The 15,402-nt window shown below is 66.4% G+C and carries 12 protein-coding genes; 4 read left to right on the top strand and 8 right to left on the bottom strand.

Going from position 1 to position 15,402, the window contains the following annotated elements; all coding sequences use genetic code 11:
• Positions 1-180: 180 nt before the first annotated feature.
• Positions 181-1,644: a hypothetical protein gene (locus tag ACXAHG_RS11730; RefSeq protein ID WP_475057468.1), complete on the bottom strand. Its 1,464-nt coding sequence runs from the start codon at positions 1,642-1,644 to the stop codon at positions 181-183.
• A 231-nt stretch (positions 1,645-1,875) separates the two neighbouring features.
• Here ACXAHG_RS11730 and ACXAHG_RS11725 point away from each other — a divergent pair, with 231 nt between their 5' ends.
• Positions 1,876-2,589, top strand: coding sequence for a WecB/TagA/CpsF family glycosyltransferase (locus ACXAHG_RS11725; protein ID WP_475057559.1), 714 nt, complete (start codon positions 1,876-1,878; stop codon positions 2,587-2,589).
• 198 nt (positions 2,590-2,787) lie between these two features.
• Here ACXAHG_RS11725 and ACXAHG_RS11720 read toward each other — a convergent pair whose 3' ends face one another.
• Together ACXAHG_RS11720 and ACXAHG_RS11715 are read right to left on the bottom strand one after the other, a co-directional pair.
• Positions 2,788-3,738, bottom strand: coding sequence for a glycosyltransferase family 2 protein (locus ACXAHG_RS11720; protein ID WP_475057465.1), 951 nt, complete (start codon positions 3,736-3,738; stop codon positions 2,788-2,790).
• On the bottom strand, positions 3,735-4,772 hold the full coding sequence (locus ACXAHG_RS11715) for a glycosyltransferase family 2 protein (RefSeq protein WP_475057463.1): 1,038 nt from the start codon (positions 4,770-4,772) through the stop codon (positions 3,735-3,737). Before ACXAHG_RS11715 ends, ACXAHG_RS11720 begins: the two co-directional genes overlap by 4 nt.
• A gap of 151 nt (positions 4,773-4,923) precedes the next feature.
• Here ACXAHG_RS11715 and ACXAHG_RS11710 point away from each other — a divergent pair, with 151 nt between their 5' ends.
• A complete protein-coding gene (locus tag ACXAHG_RS11710; RefSeq protein ID WP_475057460.1) occupies positions 4,924-5,904 on the top strand; it encodes a glucokinase in 981 nt (326 codons plus the stop codon).
• A 69-nt stretch (positions 5,905-5,973) separates the two neighbouring features.
• Here ACXAHG_RS11710 and ACXAHG_RS11705 read toward each other — a convergent pair whose 3' ends face one another.
• Positions 5,974-9,600 carry a translocation/assembly module TamB domain-containing protein gene (locus ACXAHG_RS11705; RefSeq protein ID WP_475057457.1) on the bottom strand — a complete coding sequence of 1,209 codons (3,627 nt, stop codon included), beginning with the start codon at positions 9,598-9,600 and terminating at the stop codon, positions 5,974-5,976.
• Positions 9,597-11,399, bottom strand: coding sequence for an autotransporter assembly complex protein TamA (locus ACXAHG_RS11700; RefSeq protein ID WP_475057454.1), 1,803 nt, complete (start codon positions 11,397-11,399; stop codon positions 9,597-9,599). Before ACXAHG_RS11700 ends, ACXAHG_RS11705 begins: the two co-directional genes overlap by 4 nt.
• 527 nt (positions 11,400-11,926) lie before the next feature.
• Here ACXAHG_RS11700 and ACXAHG_RS11695 point away from each other — a divergent pair.
• Both ACXAHG_RS11695 and ACXAHG_RS11690 read left to right on the top strand, forming a co-directional pair.
• On the top strand, positions 11,927-12,229 hold the full coding sequence (locus tag ACXAHG_RS11695) for a hypothetical protein (RefSeq protein ID WP_475044884.1): 303 nt from the start codon (positions 11,927-11,929) through the stop codon (positions 12,227-12,229).
• 143 nt (positions 12,230-12,372) lie between these two features.
• Positions 12,373-12,903 carry a hypothetical protein gene (locus ACXAHG_RS11690; RefSeq protein ID WP_475057451.1) on the top strand — a complete coding sequence of 177 codons (531 nt, stop codon included), beginning with the start codon at positions 12,373-12,375 and terminating at the stop codon, positions 12,901-12,903.
• Positions 12,904-12,953: 50 nt separating this feature from the next.
• On the opposite strand, the gene ACXAHG_RS11685 is transcribed toward ACXAHG_RS11690, so the two are convergent.
• The 3 genes from ACXAHG_RS11685 to ACXAHG_RS11675 form a co-directional block, all read right to left on the bottom strand.
• Positions 12,954-13,937: a type I glyceraldehyde-3-phosphate dehydrogenase gene (locus tag ACXAHG_RS11685; RefSeq protein WP_475057448.1), complete on the bottom strand. Its 984-nt coding sequence runs from the start codon at positions 13,935-13,937 to the stop codon at positions 12,954-12,956.
• A gap of 121 nt (positions 13,938-14,058) precedes the next feature.
• Complete coding sequence (locus ACXAHG_RS11680) at positions 14,059-14,373, bottom strand: hypothetical protein (protein ID WP_475057445.1); 315 nt, start codon at positions 14,371-14,373, stop codon at positions 14,059-14,061.
• A gap of 67 nt (positions 14,374-14,440) precedes the next feature.
• Complete coding sequence (locus ACXAHG_RS11675; protein ID WP_475057443.1) at positions 14,441-15,217, bottom strand: IclR family transcriptional regulator domain-containing protein; 777 nt, start codon at positions 15,215-15,217, stop codon at positions 14,441-14,443.
• Between the last annotated feature and the right edge of the window lie 185 nt (positions 15,218-15,402).

The raw sequence follows: 15,402 nt of genomic DNA, 5'->3' as shown, positions 1-15,402 counted from the left end.
CGGGCGGGTTGATCTTTACTTGTGCCGGGGTTCTCCCCGGCGGTCTGTTCCCGGCAGGCCGCACAAGATCCCCATCTGCGCCGCTTGCCGGTTTCATTGCGTTTATTTTCATAAATCCATAGGGCGTGCCTGTGGACGCATTGTGTCAAATTGAGCCGGAAAAGCGGAAAGATTGCGGCATCACAGGATGCTGCGCCTGTCCGGCCCGGCGGCATCGGGCACCAGGGCCTGCGCGCCGCCGAAGAGTGCAGGTTTCTTGCTAAACAGATCCGGGTAGAGCAGGCGCTCGGCATAGCCCAGCACTGATCCCGCGCACATCCAGGTGATCGGTATCAGCGTTGCATTCAGCAGCATATCCACCATGGTGGCCGCCAGGATCAGGGCAATCGGTGCCGCATAGGGGGAAACGCTGCCCGCAGGCGCACGGGCTGCAGCATAGGCCAGCAGCACCAGCGGTGCGGCCAGCAGACCCATCTCGGCGATATAGCCGAGCCAGCCGAAGGTGCCAAAGACGATGATCCAGCGCCCGTCCGGGATCGACAGGATCTGGCCGGTCTCCTCATGGCGCACGAGGTTGCGGCCCCAGCCGCCCCATCCGAACCAGGTCTTCTCGGCGGCGCGTGCCAAGAGCTGCGCCTCGTTCTCAAAGCGGTAGTTCAGCGAATGTGCCCGCTCGGCGCTGATTGCCTCGGCCTGGGCCACCAGCGCCTCGGTCGGCACCAGCCCGGTGTTGCGCAGCATTGGATAGACCACCGCGATCAGCGCCAGCAGCAGGGCCGCACGCAGCTGCCAGCGCAAGGGCGCCAATGCCACAACCGGTGTGAAGGCCAGCGCATAGGCCAGCGAGGCCAGGCTCTTGCACAGGACCAAAACACCAAAGAGGTAGCCTGCAGCCAGTGCCAGCCGCAGCCTGTCCTTGCCCTGCGACACGCGGGCCAGGGCTGCGGCGGCCAGAACTGCCGACATAATGAAGAACGCCAGCCACAGGGCGTGGGGCAGGAACACGATGGGGCGGAACCCGCCCTGGCGGATCATCTGGCTGAAATCGTGCTGGAAGAAGCCGTAGATCCAGACGTTCATCTGCGGGCTGAAGCGGATTTCGATCAGCGACGGAACGGTATAGGCCAGCGCGGCGATCATCAGCGCCAGCAGCAATTCCCGCTGGGCCTCGGGGGTGGACAGGTAACGGCGCGCCAGCAGGAAGGGGATCAGCACGATCACCTGGTTGATGATCACCGAGCCCAGGTCGCGCCAGCGCAGACCCGGCAGCTGATCAGTCAGAAAGATGATCGGGTCGGAATTGGCGATCTTGCGGAACAGGATCGGCTCGCCATTGGTCAGAACGGTAGGAATGACCCCGAACACGAACAACAGCACCAGCAGCCGCACTGCCGGGTGCCGCGGCATCAGCGGCACCGGTTTGCGCAGCAGGAAAACGCACAGCACAAAGGCCATCACCGATGGGATGGCGAATTTATCCATGTCCGGCACCAGCGGCAGGTCGAATTCGGCCAGCGGCGGCAGCAGCAGGTAGCCCGCGATCAGGCACCACAGGACCGCCCGCTCCAGCGGCAGGCGCCGGAACAGGATCAGGCTGGCCAGCGGCCAGGCCAGCAGCATCAGATAGGCCAAAGCGTTGGGCAAAGCCCCGTGCTCCCTCAGTTCCCCGGTATTTGCATCAAACTTTACCTGTTGCGCGCGGCGCTGTCGCGCGGATTTACAACAACGGGTTAACAGGGTGCAGGTTTGCCACGCAGCACCGCCGCGGCTGCCGCGGCGCTGGCTTGCGGGCCGCGGCGGCGTTATGACAGGGCGGCGCTATCATTGGAGGCTGCAGTGTATTTCGACTTTGGTGGCCGCCGGGTGGCGGTGAACATGCCCCGCAAGGCCATGCTGGACGCGGAGATCCGTGCGCGTTTTGCGGCAGGCCAGGGATTTGCGCTGGCCACGATCAACCTGGATCACCTGGTAAAGCTGGCAGAGGTCCCGGGTTTCCTGCCGGCCTATCAGGCGCAGGACCTGGTGGTTGCGGACGGGCGCCCGATTGTCTGGCTGTCGCGCCTCGCCCGGCGCCCGGTGGAGCTGATGCCGGGCTCTGACATGGTGCTGCCCCTGTGCCGGCTTGCTGCCGGGGCCGGTGTGCCAGTGGTGCTGGCAGGCAGCACCGGCGCGGCGCTGCAGGACGCCGAAGACGCGCTGACGGCGCAAGTGCCTGGCCTGGAAATCGCCTGGTCGCAGGCGCCGTCGGGGGTATTCGACCCGGATGGCGAGGAAGCAGACCAGATCCTGCACCGGCTGGATGAGACGGGGCCGTGTTTGTGTTTCCTCGCGCTTGGCGCTCCCAAGCAGGAGCGTCTGGCCCAGCGCGGCCGCCGCCTGGCGCCGCGCGCGGGCTTTGCCTCGGTTGGGGCCGGGCTGGACTTTCTCGGCGGTCACCAGAAACGGGCGCCGGCCTGGGTGCGGGCGATTGCGATGGAATGGCTCTGGCGGGCGCTGTCCAGCCCGGCGCGGCTGCTGCCGCGCTATGCAAAATGCCTGTCGGTCCTGCCCAGGCAGTGTCTCAGAGCCTGGCGCATCCGGGCGCGCTGATCCCTGGCGGTATTTCTGCCTTGAGGCCTGGGGATGCGAGGCTCTGCCTCGCGCTCCGGGATATTGGCGGCCAGAAGAATAAGGGATCCAGTCTTCATCTGGCCGCAAATATCCTGGGGTGAATTGGCCGTCAGGCCAAGAGGGGCAAGGCCCCTGCGCCGCGCCCGCGCGGCGCCGCGTTTGCGCCGGGCAGGCGCGCTACTTGTACTCGAGAATGCCTCTGGCCTTGCCGCGCCTGCGGTTCCAGTGGAATTCCAAAACGCCGGCGGCTTCGGCGAATTTTCCAAGCACCGTGAACAGGGCGCGCTCTGCGCCCATCCGCCGGGACAGGCGGGCAATCTGGGCCGGGTACACAAGGGCGGCCAGCAGGAAAAGCGGCTCAATCAGCGCCGCCAGGCCTATGGCGGCTGGCAGCGCAGCGCCCCAGATCAGCGCGCGGCGGGTCTCGGCCACCCAGTGGCGCTCCGGCCCGGCACCGTGCAGGGCGGCGCCCTCGGCAAAAGCGTGGCCCGCGCGGCGGCTGCGGTTCCACCATTGGCTGAACCGCAGCATCTGGGCGTCATGCAGTGTCATTTCAGCATCCAGCCGCCAGATCTGCCAGCCCGCCCGCCGCAGCCGCAGGCACAATTCGGGTTCTTCACCGGCGATCAGGCTGTCGCGGTAGCCCCCGGCCGCGCAGACCGCCGCCACCCGCATCAGCGCATCGCCGCCGCAGGCCTTGGCCTCGCCAATCGGGGTATCCCATTCGGCGTCGCACAGCCGGTTGTAAACAGAGGCCCCGGGAAAGCGTTCACGGCGGCGGCCGCAGACCGCGGCGGCCTGCGGACAGGCGTGCAGGAACCGCAGGGCCGTGCTGATCCAATCCGCATCAACCTCGCAGTCGCCATCAACGAATTGCACAAAAGCGGTGTCCTTGGACAGGGCTGCCAGCCCGGCGTTGCGGGCGCGCGCAGCGGTGAAGGGCTGCGACAGGTCGAGGTTCACCACCTCCGCCCCCAGGCCGCGGGCGGCCTCTGCCGACCCGTCGCAGGAGCCGCTGTCCACATAGATGACCTGCTGCACCTGCCCCTGCAGGGAGCGCAGGCAGCGGATCAGCCGCTCGCCTTCGTTGCGCCCGATCACCACGGCGCCGGTGGCAGGCGCGCTCATTGGCAGCCTCCCGCCAGAAAGGCGCTGTATTGCGCTGAGCGGCGCAGGAACCCCTGGTGCTGAAGATCTGCAATACCGGCGTCTTCCACCGCGTCCGGGGACCACAGTCCCAGACCGGGGCGGGACTGCATTGCACTGGCCCGCAGCCTGTCCTCACCGTGCTCGGAAACCGCTTCGGCCTGGATCTGCAAATCCCGGCTCAGGGAGTCGCCTGCAAATTTGTAATGGCGGATCAGCCCTTCCATGTCGGCCAGCTGCACTCCGGCAGAGGCATGGGGATGCACCGCGGCCTGCACCCCGGATCCGTTGAACACCAGCGGGTGCTTGCTGAGGCAGCAGGTCTCGCCGAACACCTTGCCGCGCACCCCGCCCGACAGTATCTGCGCTCCGCCGGGCGGCAGGCGGTTGTGCTGCAGCCAGTAGGAGAAACCGGTCTCCGGCGCATGATAGTCGACAGCCTTAACCGCGGTGATGTCTGAGAAACGGAACTGAGCCACCGCTTCGGCATAGGTCAGGCTGCGGGCTGCGGCCAGCGGTCCGCGCGGGAACATTTCCAGCATCTGGGCCTGCAGGCCCGTGTAGCCATGCTGCGACAAGTAGCGGGTCAGCCCGGCCAGCCCTGCTGTGCCGCTGCCTTCGAAATCGAACAGCTCGTCCATATCGGCAAACAGGCACCAGCGGTTCTGCCCGTAACGGCGGGCGGCATATCCGCGGAAACTGTTTTCAAACGACAGCCAGGGCAGGGCGGAACGCAGCACCGCGGTGCCCGGCTCCTGGCGGATGCGTTCCAGGGTCGCATCGGCGGAGCCGTTGTCGATAAAGACAAAAGCGGAAACGCCCAGCCGCCGGTAGTGCTCGAAGAACACGTCCAGATAATAGGCCCCATCGCGCACCAGGGCGATCAGCACCACCTCATCCGCTGCGGCAAAGCGTCGGGACGGGCCGTGCAGCCGGCGCAGCGACGCCTGCAGCCGCAGCTGATGCGCCATGCGCCCGGCGCGGGCGGCCAGCCTTTGGCCAAGTGATGTCTGCACGCTGCACCCGTCCTGCGTCGGTTCCGGAATTTCCCTGTCAAATTGCAAACTTCCGCCGAAGCCCGCAAGCATCCTGCCGCTGCTCAATTGCAAATGCGGCGCGAATGCTGCAGTCTCAAACCCGGGAAAACATCAGAAAGGACCGCGGCCCATGGCGGCTGAGCTGACTGTTCTGGCCGGGGATGTGGGCGCCAGCCGGACCCGGCTGGCCCTTGCCGCACCCGGCATCGGGGTGACTGCGCTGCAGAGTTTTTCCAATGACAGTTTCGCAAGCCTTGAGGCCGTGCTGCAGGCCTATTGCGCCCAGCCGGGTTTGCCGCCGCTGCAGGGGGCTTGCCTGGCTGTGGCCGGCCCGGTTGCGGATGGTGCCTTCGCGCTCAGCAACCGCAACTGGCGGGGCAGCACGGACAGCATCGCTGCGGCGCTGGGACTGACAGGCGGCGCCAAGGCATGGATCGTCAACGATCTGGCCGCGCTTGGCCATGCGCTGCCGGTGCTGATCCCGGGGCAGCTTTGCAGCCTGCAGGCCGGGCGGCAAAGCGGCGGCCAGGCGCTGGTTGCAGGAATTGGCACCGGCTTCAACATATCCGTATCGCTTGGCGGCGCTTCGCTGGAGGCGGAAATGGGGCATGCGGGACTGCCGCAGCCTTTGTGCCGCCGGCTGGAGGACGTTCTGGGGCGTGCGCCTCAGGATTTTTCCAGTATCGAGGCGCTTTTTTCGGGACCGGGGCTTGTGCGTTTTCACCAGGCGCTGACCGGCAGCGCCGCCAGCAGTGCCGAAGCGGTGGAGGCGGCGTATCTGGCGGACCCCAAGGCGCCGGAAGCCCGCACCGTTTGCGAATGGGCGCATCTGCTGGGGCTGCTGGCACGGGAGCTGACGGCGGCTTACCTGCCGCGGCAGGGGCTGTTTTTCGCAGGCAGCGTGGCGCGCGGCATCCTGAACACGGCGGCGCGGGCCCAGTTCCTGGACAGCTATACTGCCCCTGGCGGGCGGCTTGGGGCGATCTGCTCTGATGTGCCCCTGTGGCTGATCACTGACGATGCAGCGGGGGTCAGCGGCGCCGCCCAGGTGGCGCTTGCCGCTGCCGGGGTTGCGGAATCCGGTACGAACTCCGATCCGGAAATCGCCTGATTTCCGGGCCGTTTTCCGTGCCGGAAAACGGTTGCCGGGGCGCGCGGAAGGGCTGCGGACGGACCTTGGTCAGTAGTCGCGTTTGAAGAACAGCCCGAACCCGGTTTCGCCTTCGCTGTCCACCGTGCCCTGCACCGTCAGGCTGCCGGTCACATCCAGATTGATGCTCAATTCGCTTTCGCCGCGGGTGTTAACGTTGAAATCGGTATAGACATTCTCTGCCGCATAGCCGCCCAGCCCCAGCTGCCCGGCGCCCAGGTTGTCGGCTCCGATATCGACGTCATCGGCCCCGGTCGCCTGGCGCACCCTGTCCTGGGCACCGCCGCCGCGTCCGCTGAGGGTCAGCGCCGAGCCGGCCAGCCGCGCCAGCGCCAGCGGCGAGATATCCTGGATATTGTCGCCGAACAGCAAGAGCGCCAGTGCTTCTTCACTGGGTCTTGGCGGATCCGAAGTCACTTTGATCTCCGGCGCGTCGACCCGGCCGGAGATTTCCAGCGTCGCGGTGCCCTGGTCGGTGGCGGCGGAGGACTTGAACTCCAGATAGGGTTTCAGATCGCCAAGCAGGGTGATCCGGCCCTCGTCCAGCTCCAGCCGCCGGCCCAGGATATCAAAGGTGCCGCGGATCAGGCTGATCTGGCCGGAGGGCGAGAGCCGCGCGGTGCTGCCGCGCAGGCGGATTTCGCCCCCCAGTTCCGAGCGCAGGCCGCGGCCGCGGGCAAAAATTCGCGATGGCGCGCTGATCAGGATATCCAGATCCGTCCTGCCTGACCCGCCGGTGCTGCCGCCACTGCGGGTCAGCCCGGCGCGGGCCAGCGTCTGGCGCACCTCCCGCGGCGCGCCCACATGGCGCACCGGGGGAATGGGCGCAGCCGAGACCGAGCCTCCCGCCGTGTTCAGGTTGATATTGGTCTCGCCCACATCAATACGGCCAGTGATCCGGTTGCTGCCTGCCATGGCACCGGACATCGCCAGCGAGCCATTCAGCAAGGTTTCGTAAGACAGGTGATCTGTCACCACCACATCGGCGATGGCGATCTGCAGGCCGCCGTTGAACGGCGGCAGCAGCGCCACTGGCCCGCTGACCCGCACCGTCCCGCCATCGCGGGGGCGGGCCGAGACCTGCAGCTGGGCGCTGGAGCGGGCGATAGAGACAGTGGCGTTGATATCATCCACCCGCTGGGCGGCTGACGGCACCGCCAGCGAGGCACCGGGGATGGATACGGTGCCGCTCAGGGCGTCCAGCGAAGGCGCCCCCTTGAGCGCGAGATCGAAGTTTGCAGCCCCCTGCAGCAGGTTCGGAGAGATAAAAGGGTTCACACCCTCCAGCCGCAGCGTGCCCTTGGCGGTGACATCGGCGGTGCCCTTTGCCTCGTTCCAGCTGCCTGCCACACGGCTGTCGATGCCGGCAGGCCCGCTGGCGGTGCTGTCTATGGTCCAGGTGCCATCACGGCGGCTGGCGCTGCCCTTGGCCGCCAGCCGGCCGGGCAGGTCGGGGACCAGCCGCTGCAGCTGTTCCATCACTGCATCAAACCGCAGATCGGCGCTGCCGTCGCCTTCATTGAAACTGCCTTCGAAATCCGCGGCAGATCCGGTGGGCCCTGCCACTGCGGCCGAAAACTGCCAGTCCCCATTGCGGCGCCTGGCGGTGCCATCGGCGCTCAGCTTGCCCGGAAGCTGCGGCACAAAGCGCTCCAATTCGTGCAGCGCGGCGGCAAAGGTGAAATCCGCATCGCCCTCCAGCGTGACTGAGCCGTCCAGCTTGGCGCCGGAGGTGTGCGGCCCGCTCAACTCCGCCACACCGCTGAGCCGGTTGCCATTGCGGGTGAGGGTGGCGGCCAGCGCCAGCGTGCCGGGGTTCTGCGGCACCAGCACCTCCAGTTTCCTGAGTTCGGCGGTGATCTCCATCTGCCCGGCATCGCTGTTGAGGCTGCCTGCCGCGGCGGCGGCAATGGCGCTGCCTTCCAGGTCGAAATGGTCGATGGCGATGCCGTTTTCGTCCCGTGCCGCCTTGAGCTGCAGGGTGGTGGTGCCCGCCAGCAGCGCATCCGCCTGGGCAATGCCGGCAGAGAGGTCCTGGGCGGTCACTTCCAGATCGGTGTCAAAAGCACCGGAGAGCGGCGTGAAGGAGCCCTTCACTGCGCCGCGCACCGCGCCGCCCAGCGGGCGCCCGGCCAGATCCGAGAAGCGGGCAAGATCAGCTGCGCTTGCGGCCAGGTCCGCGGTCACTTTCAGCCCGCTTTCCAGCCCGTCCAGCGCCACATCGCCGGCGGCCTCATAACCGCTGCCGCGCAGCTCCATCTCCGTGATACGCAGCGCCCCGGGGCCTTCGGTGCTCAGCGTGCCCTCGAACCGGATGTCCTCTCCAGCGGCCCGCGCCAGCGCCGGATCACGCGGCTGGAACCCGCTGAGGCCGGCATTCAGGCGCCCCTCCAGGGCAAAGCCGCTGCTTTGGTCCAGCGTGCCGCGGCCAGCGATTTCGGCCTGGCCGATCAGCGCGCCCGGGTGGCTCAGCTGGTTCAGGACGCCGTCCAGCGCCCAGCTGCCGTCCGTTGCCTTGCGCAGTTGAAGGTCGGCCCCGGCCAGCGTGGTCTGGCCGCCCGCAACCGGCAGGGTGACGGCGGCCAGACCTGCGGGCGGCGTGATGGCGGTTTTCAGGTTGGCGGTGTCCAGCTTGCCGCCCGCGTCCAGTGCCGCGGCGCCGGTGACCTGCAGCGCGCTGGTGCGCAGAACCAGCGTGTCCAGCGCCACGGCGCCGCTGGCGGCACGTGCGCCTTTTACGTTCAGCCGCAATCCGGGGCCAAAGAACGGGCGATTGACCGGCGGCAGCAGCACATCAATATTGCCGCCCAGATCGGCAGAGAACCCAATATCGCGCGGGCTGCCGGCAGCTGCGCCTGCGGGCAGCGGGCGGGCCGCCAGCACCACCTGGCCCGCCAGCCGTTCAGCGCCATTGGTGGCAAGGCTGATATCCGCGGTGAAATCCGAAACCGGCCCGGCGCCCTTGGCAGTAAGCTTCAGATCGGGCCGGCCCGGCAGGTCCAGGCTGCGGGAAATCAGCCCGCCCGGCGCCTCTTGCAGCACCAGGTCCAGCGCAATCTCTTGTGTTTCATTGTCATAGCCGGCCATCAGCTGCAGGTGATCGCCGGGTTTGTCCAGCCGCGCGGCCTCAAGCCGCGTGTCCAGCGCCCCGTCAGCCAGTTTCAGGGACCCTTCGACCGACAGGCTGGCAGCGGTGCCGGCCAGCGCTTCGCCCAGGTCAATCCGCGCAGCCTTGATCTGGCCCAGCTCGATCGCCACCGGCAGTTCGGGCAGGGCAAAGGGCGCTGCTTCAGGCTCTGGCAGCTCCGGGTCCGGCGGCAGCGGCTCCGGCGCCCGCTCCACCGCGATCCGTTCGGCAGACAGCTGATTGACCGAGAACCGCCCGCGCAGAAGCTCCAGCCGGTTCCAGTCCAGTTCCGCCTCCTCAATGGTCAGCCAGATACCCAGTTCATCCGCGACGGTGATCTTCTTGATCCTGGCCTCGGAGGAAAACGCCCCTTCCAGCCCCGACACGCTGATATAGCGGCTGTCGCCGGACAGCGTGTCCTCCAGGAAGCCGACCAGCAGCCCGCCGGCATCTTCATCGCCGGTGTCCTGCGCCGCAACAGGCGCCACCGTCAGGCCCGCGGCCAGAGCAAGGCTAAGGTACTGTCTCAAAACGCCTGTCCTATCCCGATGTAGAATTGCAGCCCGTCCTCGGACCCGCCGTCCACCGGATAGGCAAGGTCCAGGCGGATCGGGCCGATGCCGGCCACATCATAGCGCAGCCCGAAACCCGCACCCGCATGGCGGGCCGAGGAACCAGAGACAAAACTGTCCGCATCGACAAGGCCGATGTCGTAGAAGCCAACCAGCGAGATCTTCTCTGTCACCTTGCCGCGCAGTTCTCCTGACAGGGACAAAAAGCTGCGCCCGCCTGCGGTGCCGCCGCCAACAGGCACCCCCAGCGACTGGAACTCATGGCCGCGAACCGATCCCGCGCCGCCGGAAAAGAACAGCAGCGTGGGGGAGATTTCGCTGAGCGACGGCCCGATGGCCGATCCGATTTGCAGCCGCCCGGCCAGTACGATCCGGTCTTCGGCGCCCAGCCCGTAATAGGCACGCCCGTCGCCTTTGAGCTGCAGGCCGGATTTGCTGCCGCCGATGCCGATAAATGGCGTCGCGCCGCCCTGCAGGAAAAAGCCGCTGCTCGGGTTCACCCGGCTGTCGCGCCCGTCGTATTCGGCGCGGATCCGGCCTGCCAGGTATTTGAAACGGCGCTTGCCGAAAACATCCTCTGCCAGGGTTGAGGAGACCCCCAGCGCGGCCTCGGCAAAAAACATGTCGGAAAAGGTCCGCCGGGCGCCAACCGCCCCCAGCACCTGGGTCGCGCTGTAGTGCTCCTCGTCCAGCCGCTCGGCCTCTGCCAGATAGAAGATACTGTCATCCGGCCCCAGTTTCGCAGGCCGGTCCAGCCGCACCGCGATGCGGCCGTCAATGTCGTTGCTGCTGCCGATGCCGCTGAGGCGGGCCTCGATGCGCAGCTTTTCGGCGGCTCCGAACAGGTTGCGGTGCATCCAGCTGCCAGAGATTTCCAGCCCGTCCGAAGAGCTGATCTCGGCGCCGAAGGTCAGGCGGCGCGGCGGCAGGTCCTCGACCTGGGCGGTGAAGTCCAGGGTGCCGTCCGGGTTGGGCTGCTCCGCCTCGCGCAGGACAACTGTTGAGAACGTGCCGGTGCGGCGCAGGCGGGTGGCCGATTTTGACACCAGATCGGGGTGGAATTCCTCACCCGCCGGGAACCCGGCAATCCGGCGGATGGCCTCTTCGCGCACGGCGGTCTCGCCAAAGATCCGCATCTGCCCGAACCGCAGCTTGGGCCCCGGGGCAAGGCGCAGCTGCGCGTCCAGCCTGGCCTGCAGGTGATCGGCGGTGATTCTCTGCTGCGCGACGGTGGCCTTGGCATGGCCGCTGCGCCGCCAGGCCCGCACCCCGGCAATGGCCGCTTCGCGGATGGCGCCGCTGCTTGCGGGCTGCCCGGGGGCGTAAGCCGCCGGGATTTCCACCTCGCTTTGGGCCGGAAAGGGGGCAAGCTCCGCCTTGCCAAAGGCAAATCGGGGGCCGGGCTGCACGGTGATCTCGACCTTGCTGATGCTTTTGGGCGGGTTCAGCGGCTGGATCCCCGCGGCCTCGCGCCCATCCAGGCGGATGTTCACCACAGGCGAAAAATGGCCTGCATCATACAGCACCTGCACCAATGTCCGGTAGTCTGACAGGGCTGCCGCCAAAAGCTCCTGCACATTGGTCTCCCCGCTTGCCGCAACCGAGGCAGAGGCGCCGCGCAACCGGTCTGCCAGCTCCTGGCTCGCGCCGGGCGCCTTCAGGGCTGCGTCGGCGGCAAGGGCCGCAGGCGGAGAAAAAGCCAGCAGGCCCAAGGCAATGGCGCACGCCAGCGGGCGCGGGCGGAAGAGAAAATTCATGTCGGCTCCCGGCAGCGGGCTAATCAATTCCGGCCGCAAAGCCCGGCAGGGCGGCTGGCGGCTTGGGGGGAGCCTAGCACGGGTAAATTGGGGGATGGAACCGGCAAAGCGGCAGCTTTGCGCCGGGTCCGGCGGCGGCCGCCCCAGCGGCAGATTGCCGCGCAGCCCGGCGGCCGCGGCGGCTCGCTGCAAAGGGGAACAGGGCTGCGCCAGCACAATCTTGCCAGTTTGGCGCTTGCACGGTGAAAATGGCCGGAAAGGTGATTGGAAAACCGTCGGGAAACTGTACTATCCAGTTCAGCTCCGGCAGGTAAACCCGCCGGAGCTGACACTGGTTAACAATATACTTTGATTAAACGTCAGGCGCAGCCACCACTCACAACGCAGCTAAGCCTGACTGGAATGATACCACGCGGAATGTTACTGTCCAGATAATTGTCGGATTGATAATTTTCCCGTGGTGTCGTTTCATAGGTACGGATTTTATCAGTGCTGGAGCAATGGTTTAGTATTCCGGGGGTGCAATTGTGGATCGGTTGAAATCTATTTTCGAACTTCGCGACATGCTGCATGAGATGGAGCGCGACATTGGCCTGGACCGTTTGAGCCGCGCCGAAAGGGACGTGCTGCTGGCGGCCCACGCGCTGACCAGCGCACCGGGTGCGGCGGTTCAGTCCGAACAGATCCGCAGCCACCGCCTGGTGCGGGGCATTGCGCAGGCGACGTTTCACCGGACCTTGAAGTCCCTGCTAACGCTTGGCCTGCTGGAACGGGCCGGGGGCAGCAGGGCCAAGCATTACGTGGTCTGCTTAGACAAGGTCGCTGGCTGACGGCGGCTGGCCGTTCGTTCAATAACCGGATTGCAGCTTCCCCGTACTCTGTCTAAAGGGGCGGCATGATACGAGTATTGCAGTTGCCCCCCGGTGTTCAGAGTTTCGCGGTCATCACTGCCGCCTATGTTATTTGCCACGGTTTGACAGCTTGGGTTGTCACGCCGGTGCAGAATCTGTTCCTGCCGGACATCACCGTCTTTGCCAGCCTTGTTTACCTGCCCCACGGGGTGCGGGTGCTGAGCGTCTGGCTGCTTGGCTGGAAGGCCGTCCTGCCGCTTGCTGCCGGGGCCCTTCTGGCTGAGCTGCTGTTCACCTCTGCCAATGTGCGCCAGCTGATGGAGCCGGTGCTGCTGGAATCCATCGCTGTTGGCGCGGTTTCGGCGCTGGCGGCCTTCGAGCTTGCCCGGCTGCTGGGTAGGAACCTCTATGCCGGCCAGTCGCGGCGCATGGCCTGGTCCGGCTTGCTGGCCATCGGAGCCGTGGCTTCTGTGCTCAATTCCCTGGGGCAATCGCTGGTGTTTTCCGGGCTGATCTTTCCCGGCGATCAGCTGCCGGTGATGGCGGTTTATGCGGCAGGCGATCTGATCGGGCTGGCGGTTTGCATGGTTGTTCTGATGCTGATCTTCCGCTGGTTCCGCCTGGCAGGAAAAGGGCGCAGGCTGCAGGAATAGCAAAGCCCGCCGGACGGGCGGGCTTGCACACAGGTTTTGGAGGGGCGGGCCTATCCTGCCATCAGCCGTGCAACATCCAGCATCCGGGCTGAAAACCCCCATTCATTGTCATACCAGCCAAAGACCCGCACCTGGGTATCCCCGGCCATACGGGTTTCCGGCCCGGCAATCACCAGCGATTCCGGCCGCGCCCTCAGGTCGGAGGAGACCAGCGGCATGTCGGTCCAGCCCAGCACTTTCGATGCGGCGACCCCTTCACGCAGCGCGGCATCGAACTCCGCCTCGCGCATCGGGGTTTTCAGCTGTGCCACCATGTCGATGGCAGAAACGCTGGCCGTCGGCACCCGCACCGCCGCACCGCTCACGCGGCCCTTCAGATGCGGCAGCACGTCGTCGATCAGATGCATGGCCGAGGTGGTGGTCGGCACCATTGACTGTGCACCGCCGCGCGAGCGCGCAAAATCGCCGCGCGGCGCGTCCACCATCGGCTGCGAGTTGGTATAGCAGTGGATCGTCGTCATATGCGCGGTGTCGATGCCTGCGATGCCGTCCAGCAGCTTGACCAGCGGCGTCAGCCCGTTGGTGGTGCAGGAGGCATTGGAGACGATGCGCGCATCGCCCAGCGTCTCCTCGTTTGCACCCAGCACCACAGTCAGCTCAGCCGCGGGGGAGGGGCCGGAGATCAGAACCTTGGCAGCGCCCGCCTTCAGCCCGCGTTCCGCCACATCGGAGGTCCGCGCAATGCCGGTGCACTCCAGCACCAGATCGACGCCGCTCAGATCCACCTTGGTCAGGTCCGGCTCATGGCTCACCGGGATGGTGCGCCCCATCACCTGCAGCGCATCGCCGCCATGCTCCACCGGATGGGCAAAGGGGCCAAAGGTGCTGTCGTACTGAAACAGATAGGCGCACATGTCCAAGGGTGCGATATCATTGATCCGCACCACCTCGATGCCGTCTCCGCGCGACGTGGTCAGAATCTGGCGCAGGATGGCGCGGCCAATGCGGCCGAATCCGTTGATAGCAAGTTTCATGCGCAATCTATGGCAGGCGCTCCGGCACCGCTCAATCCATGGGCTCCCGGAAAATGATCACATTTCCCAAGAGGATGTTTCAGAAAAACGCTGCTAAACCGCGCAAGCGTCAGGGGCGTTGCTATTTGCGGCAGATCACCTGCGCGTAATAGGTGCCGGTGATATTGCGCACCATTGTGTCCAAGCTGACGCTGCAGCCGGTGGCGGTTCGGATGGCCCTGACCGCCTGGCGCGCGGTCAGCACCGCAGGCGGGCGGAAGGCCAGATGCTCCAGGTTCATCCGGGTGGCGCTGTAGCGGTTTGGCATGTCCTCCACCGGGGCCACCACCCAGTCGCGGCCCAGCACGGTGACTTGCTTGCCCTCCACGCCCTGGGCCTGGGCAGCCGGGGCCAGCGCGGCGCAAAGGGCCGCTGCCAATGCAGTCTTTTTCATCATCGAAATGCTCCTGCGGAAATCACTGGCTTCAGCCTAGCTCAGGGCAGGGGCTTTGCAAGACGTAAGCTTACAGGTGATCCACTGCCTCCGCCTGGCGCAGCTCCGCGGCGCACAGCTGCAGCCCGCGCAGCAGCCGCCCGGCATCCGCCTCCGGCTGCTGGCCCCGCGGCGCAGAGCAGCCGGCCACGATCGGCGTCCGGCCTGGGCGCGACACAGGCACCGCATAGCCGGTGATCCCGGACTCGAATTCACTGTCCGTCAGGCAATACCCTTGCGCGCGGGCTTCACCAACGCGCTCCAGAATGGCGGCGGGATCGCTCAGAGAGGCCTCGGTGTGGCGCGGCAGGTCCGTTTCTGCCAGCACCTTTGCGGCCTCTTCCTCCGGCAGCCCGGCCAGCAGCATCCGCCCCAGGCTGGTGTGGGCCAGCGGAATATGCGAGCCGGCGGTGAAGCCATAAGTGATATGGCCGTGCTCGACGGTGGATTGCGCCAGCAGCAGCACCCGGCCCTGATCCAGCATTGCCAGCGTCACCTCGATTTCCATCTGCCTTGCGTGGCGGTTCAGCACCGGTTGCACCCGGCGGCCGAACTGGTTGGCCTGCAGGAACCCGCCCGCCAGCGCCAGCACCCGCGGCGTCAGCGACAGCATCCGCCCGTCCTGGCGCAGATAGCCCGCCTGCACCAGCGTCAGCGCGCCCCTGCGGGCAGTGGCACGGTCCTGGCCGCTGCGCCGCGCGATTTCGGCCAGGGTCATGCTGGGGGTCTCGGCGTCAAACACCGCCAGCACCGCCAGCCCCTTGGCAAAGCTCGACGAAATATTCCTGTCCTGGTCTGCCGCTGTCATGGCGAAGCCGTCCCGTTCTGATCCTGAATTGCCGCGGCCCGGCAGGGCATTGTGCGGATGCTGGCATCAATGTTCGCTTTGCGAACGCTGTCAAGGCGCAAAGGCACCGCAATATCCAGATTGCGCAAGGGGTTGCAGTGAAAACCGCCGCGGACTGGACGGCAGGCCATTTCCGGTGCAATTTC

This window comes from Leisingera sp. ABD4_442 (assembly GCF_056160905.1).
The sequence above is the reverse complement of the archived record's forward strand: the minus strand, read 5'-3'. Positions and strand labels throughout refer to the sequence as shown.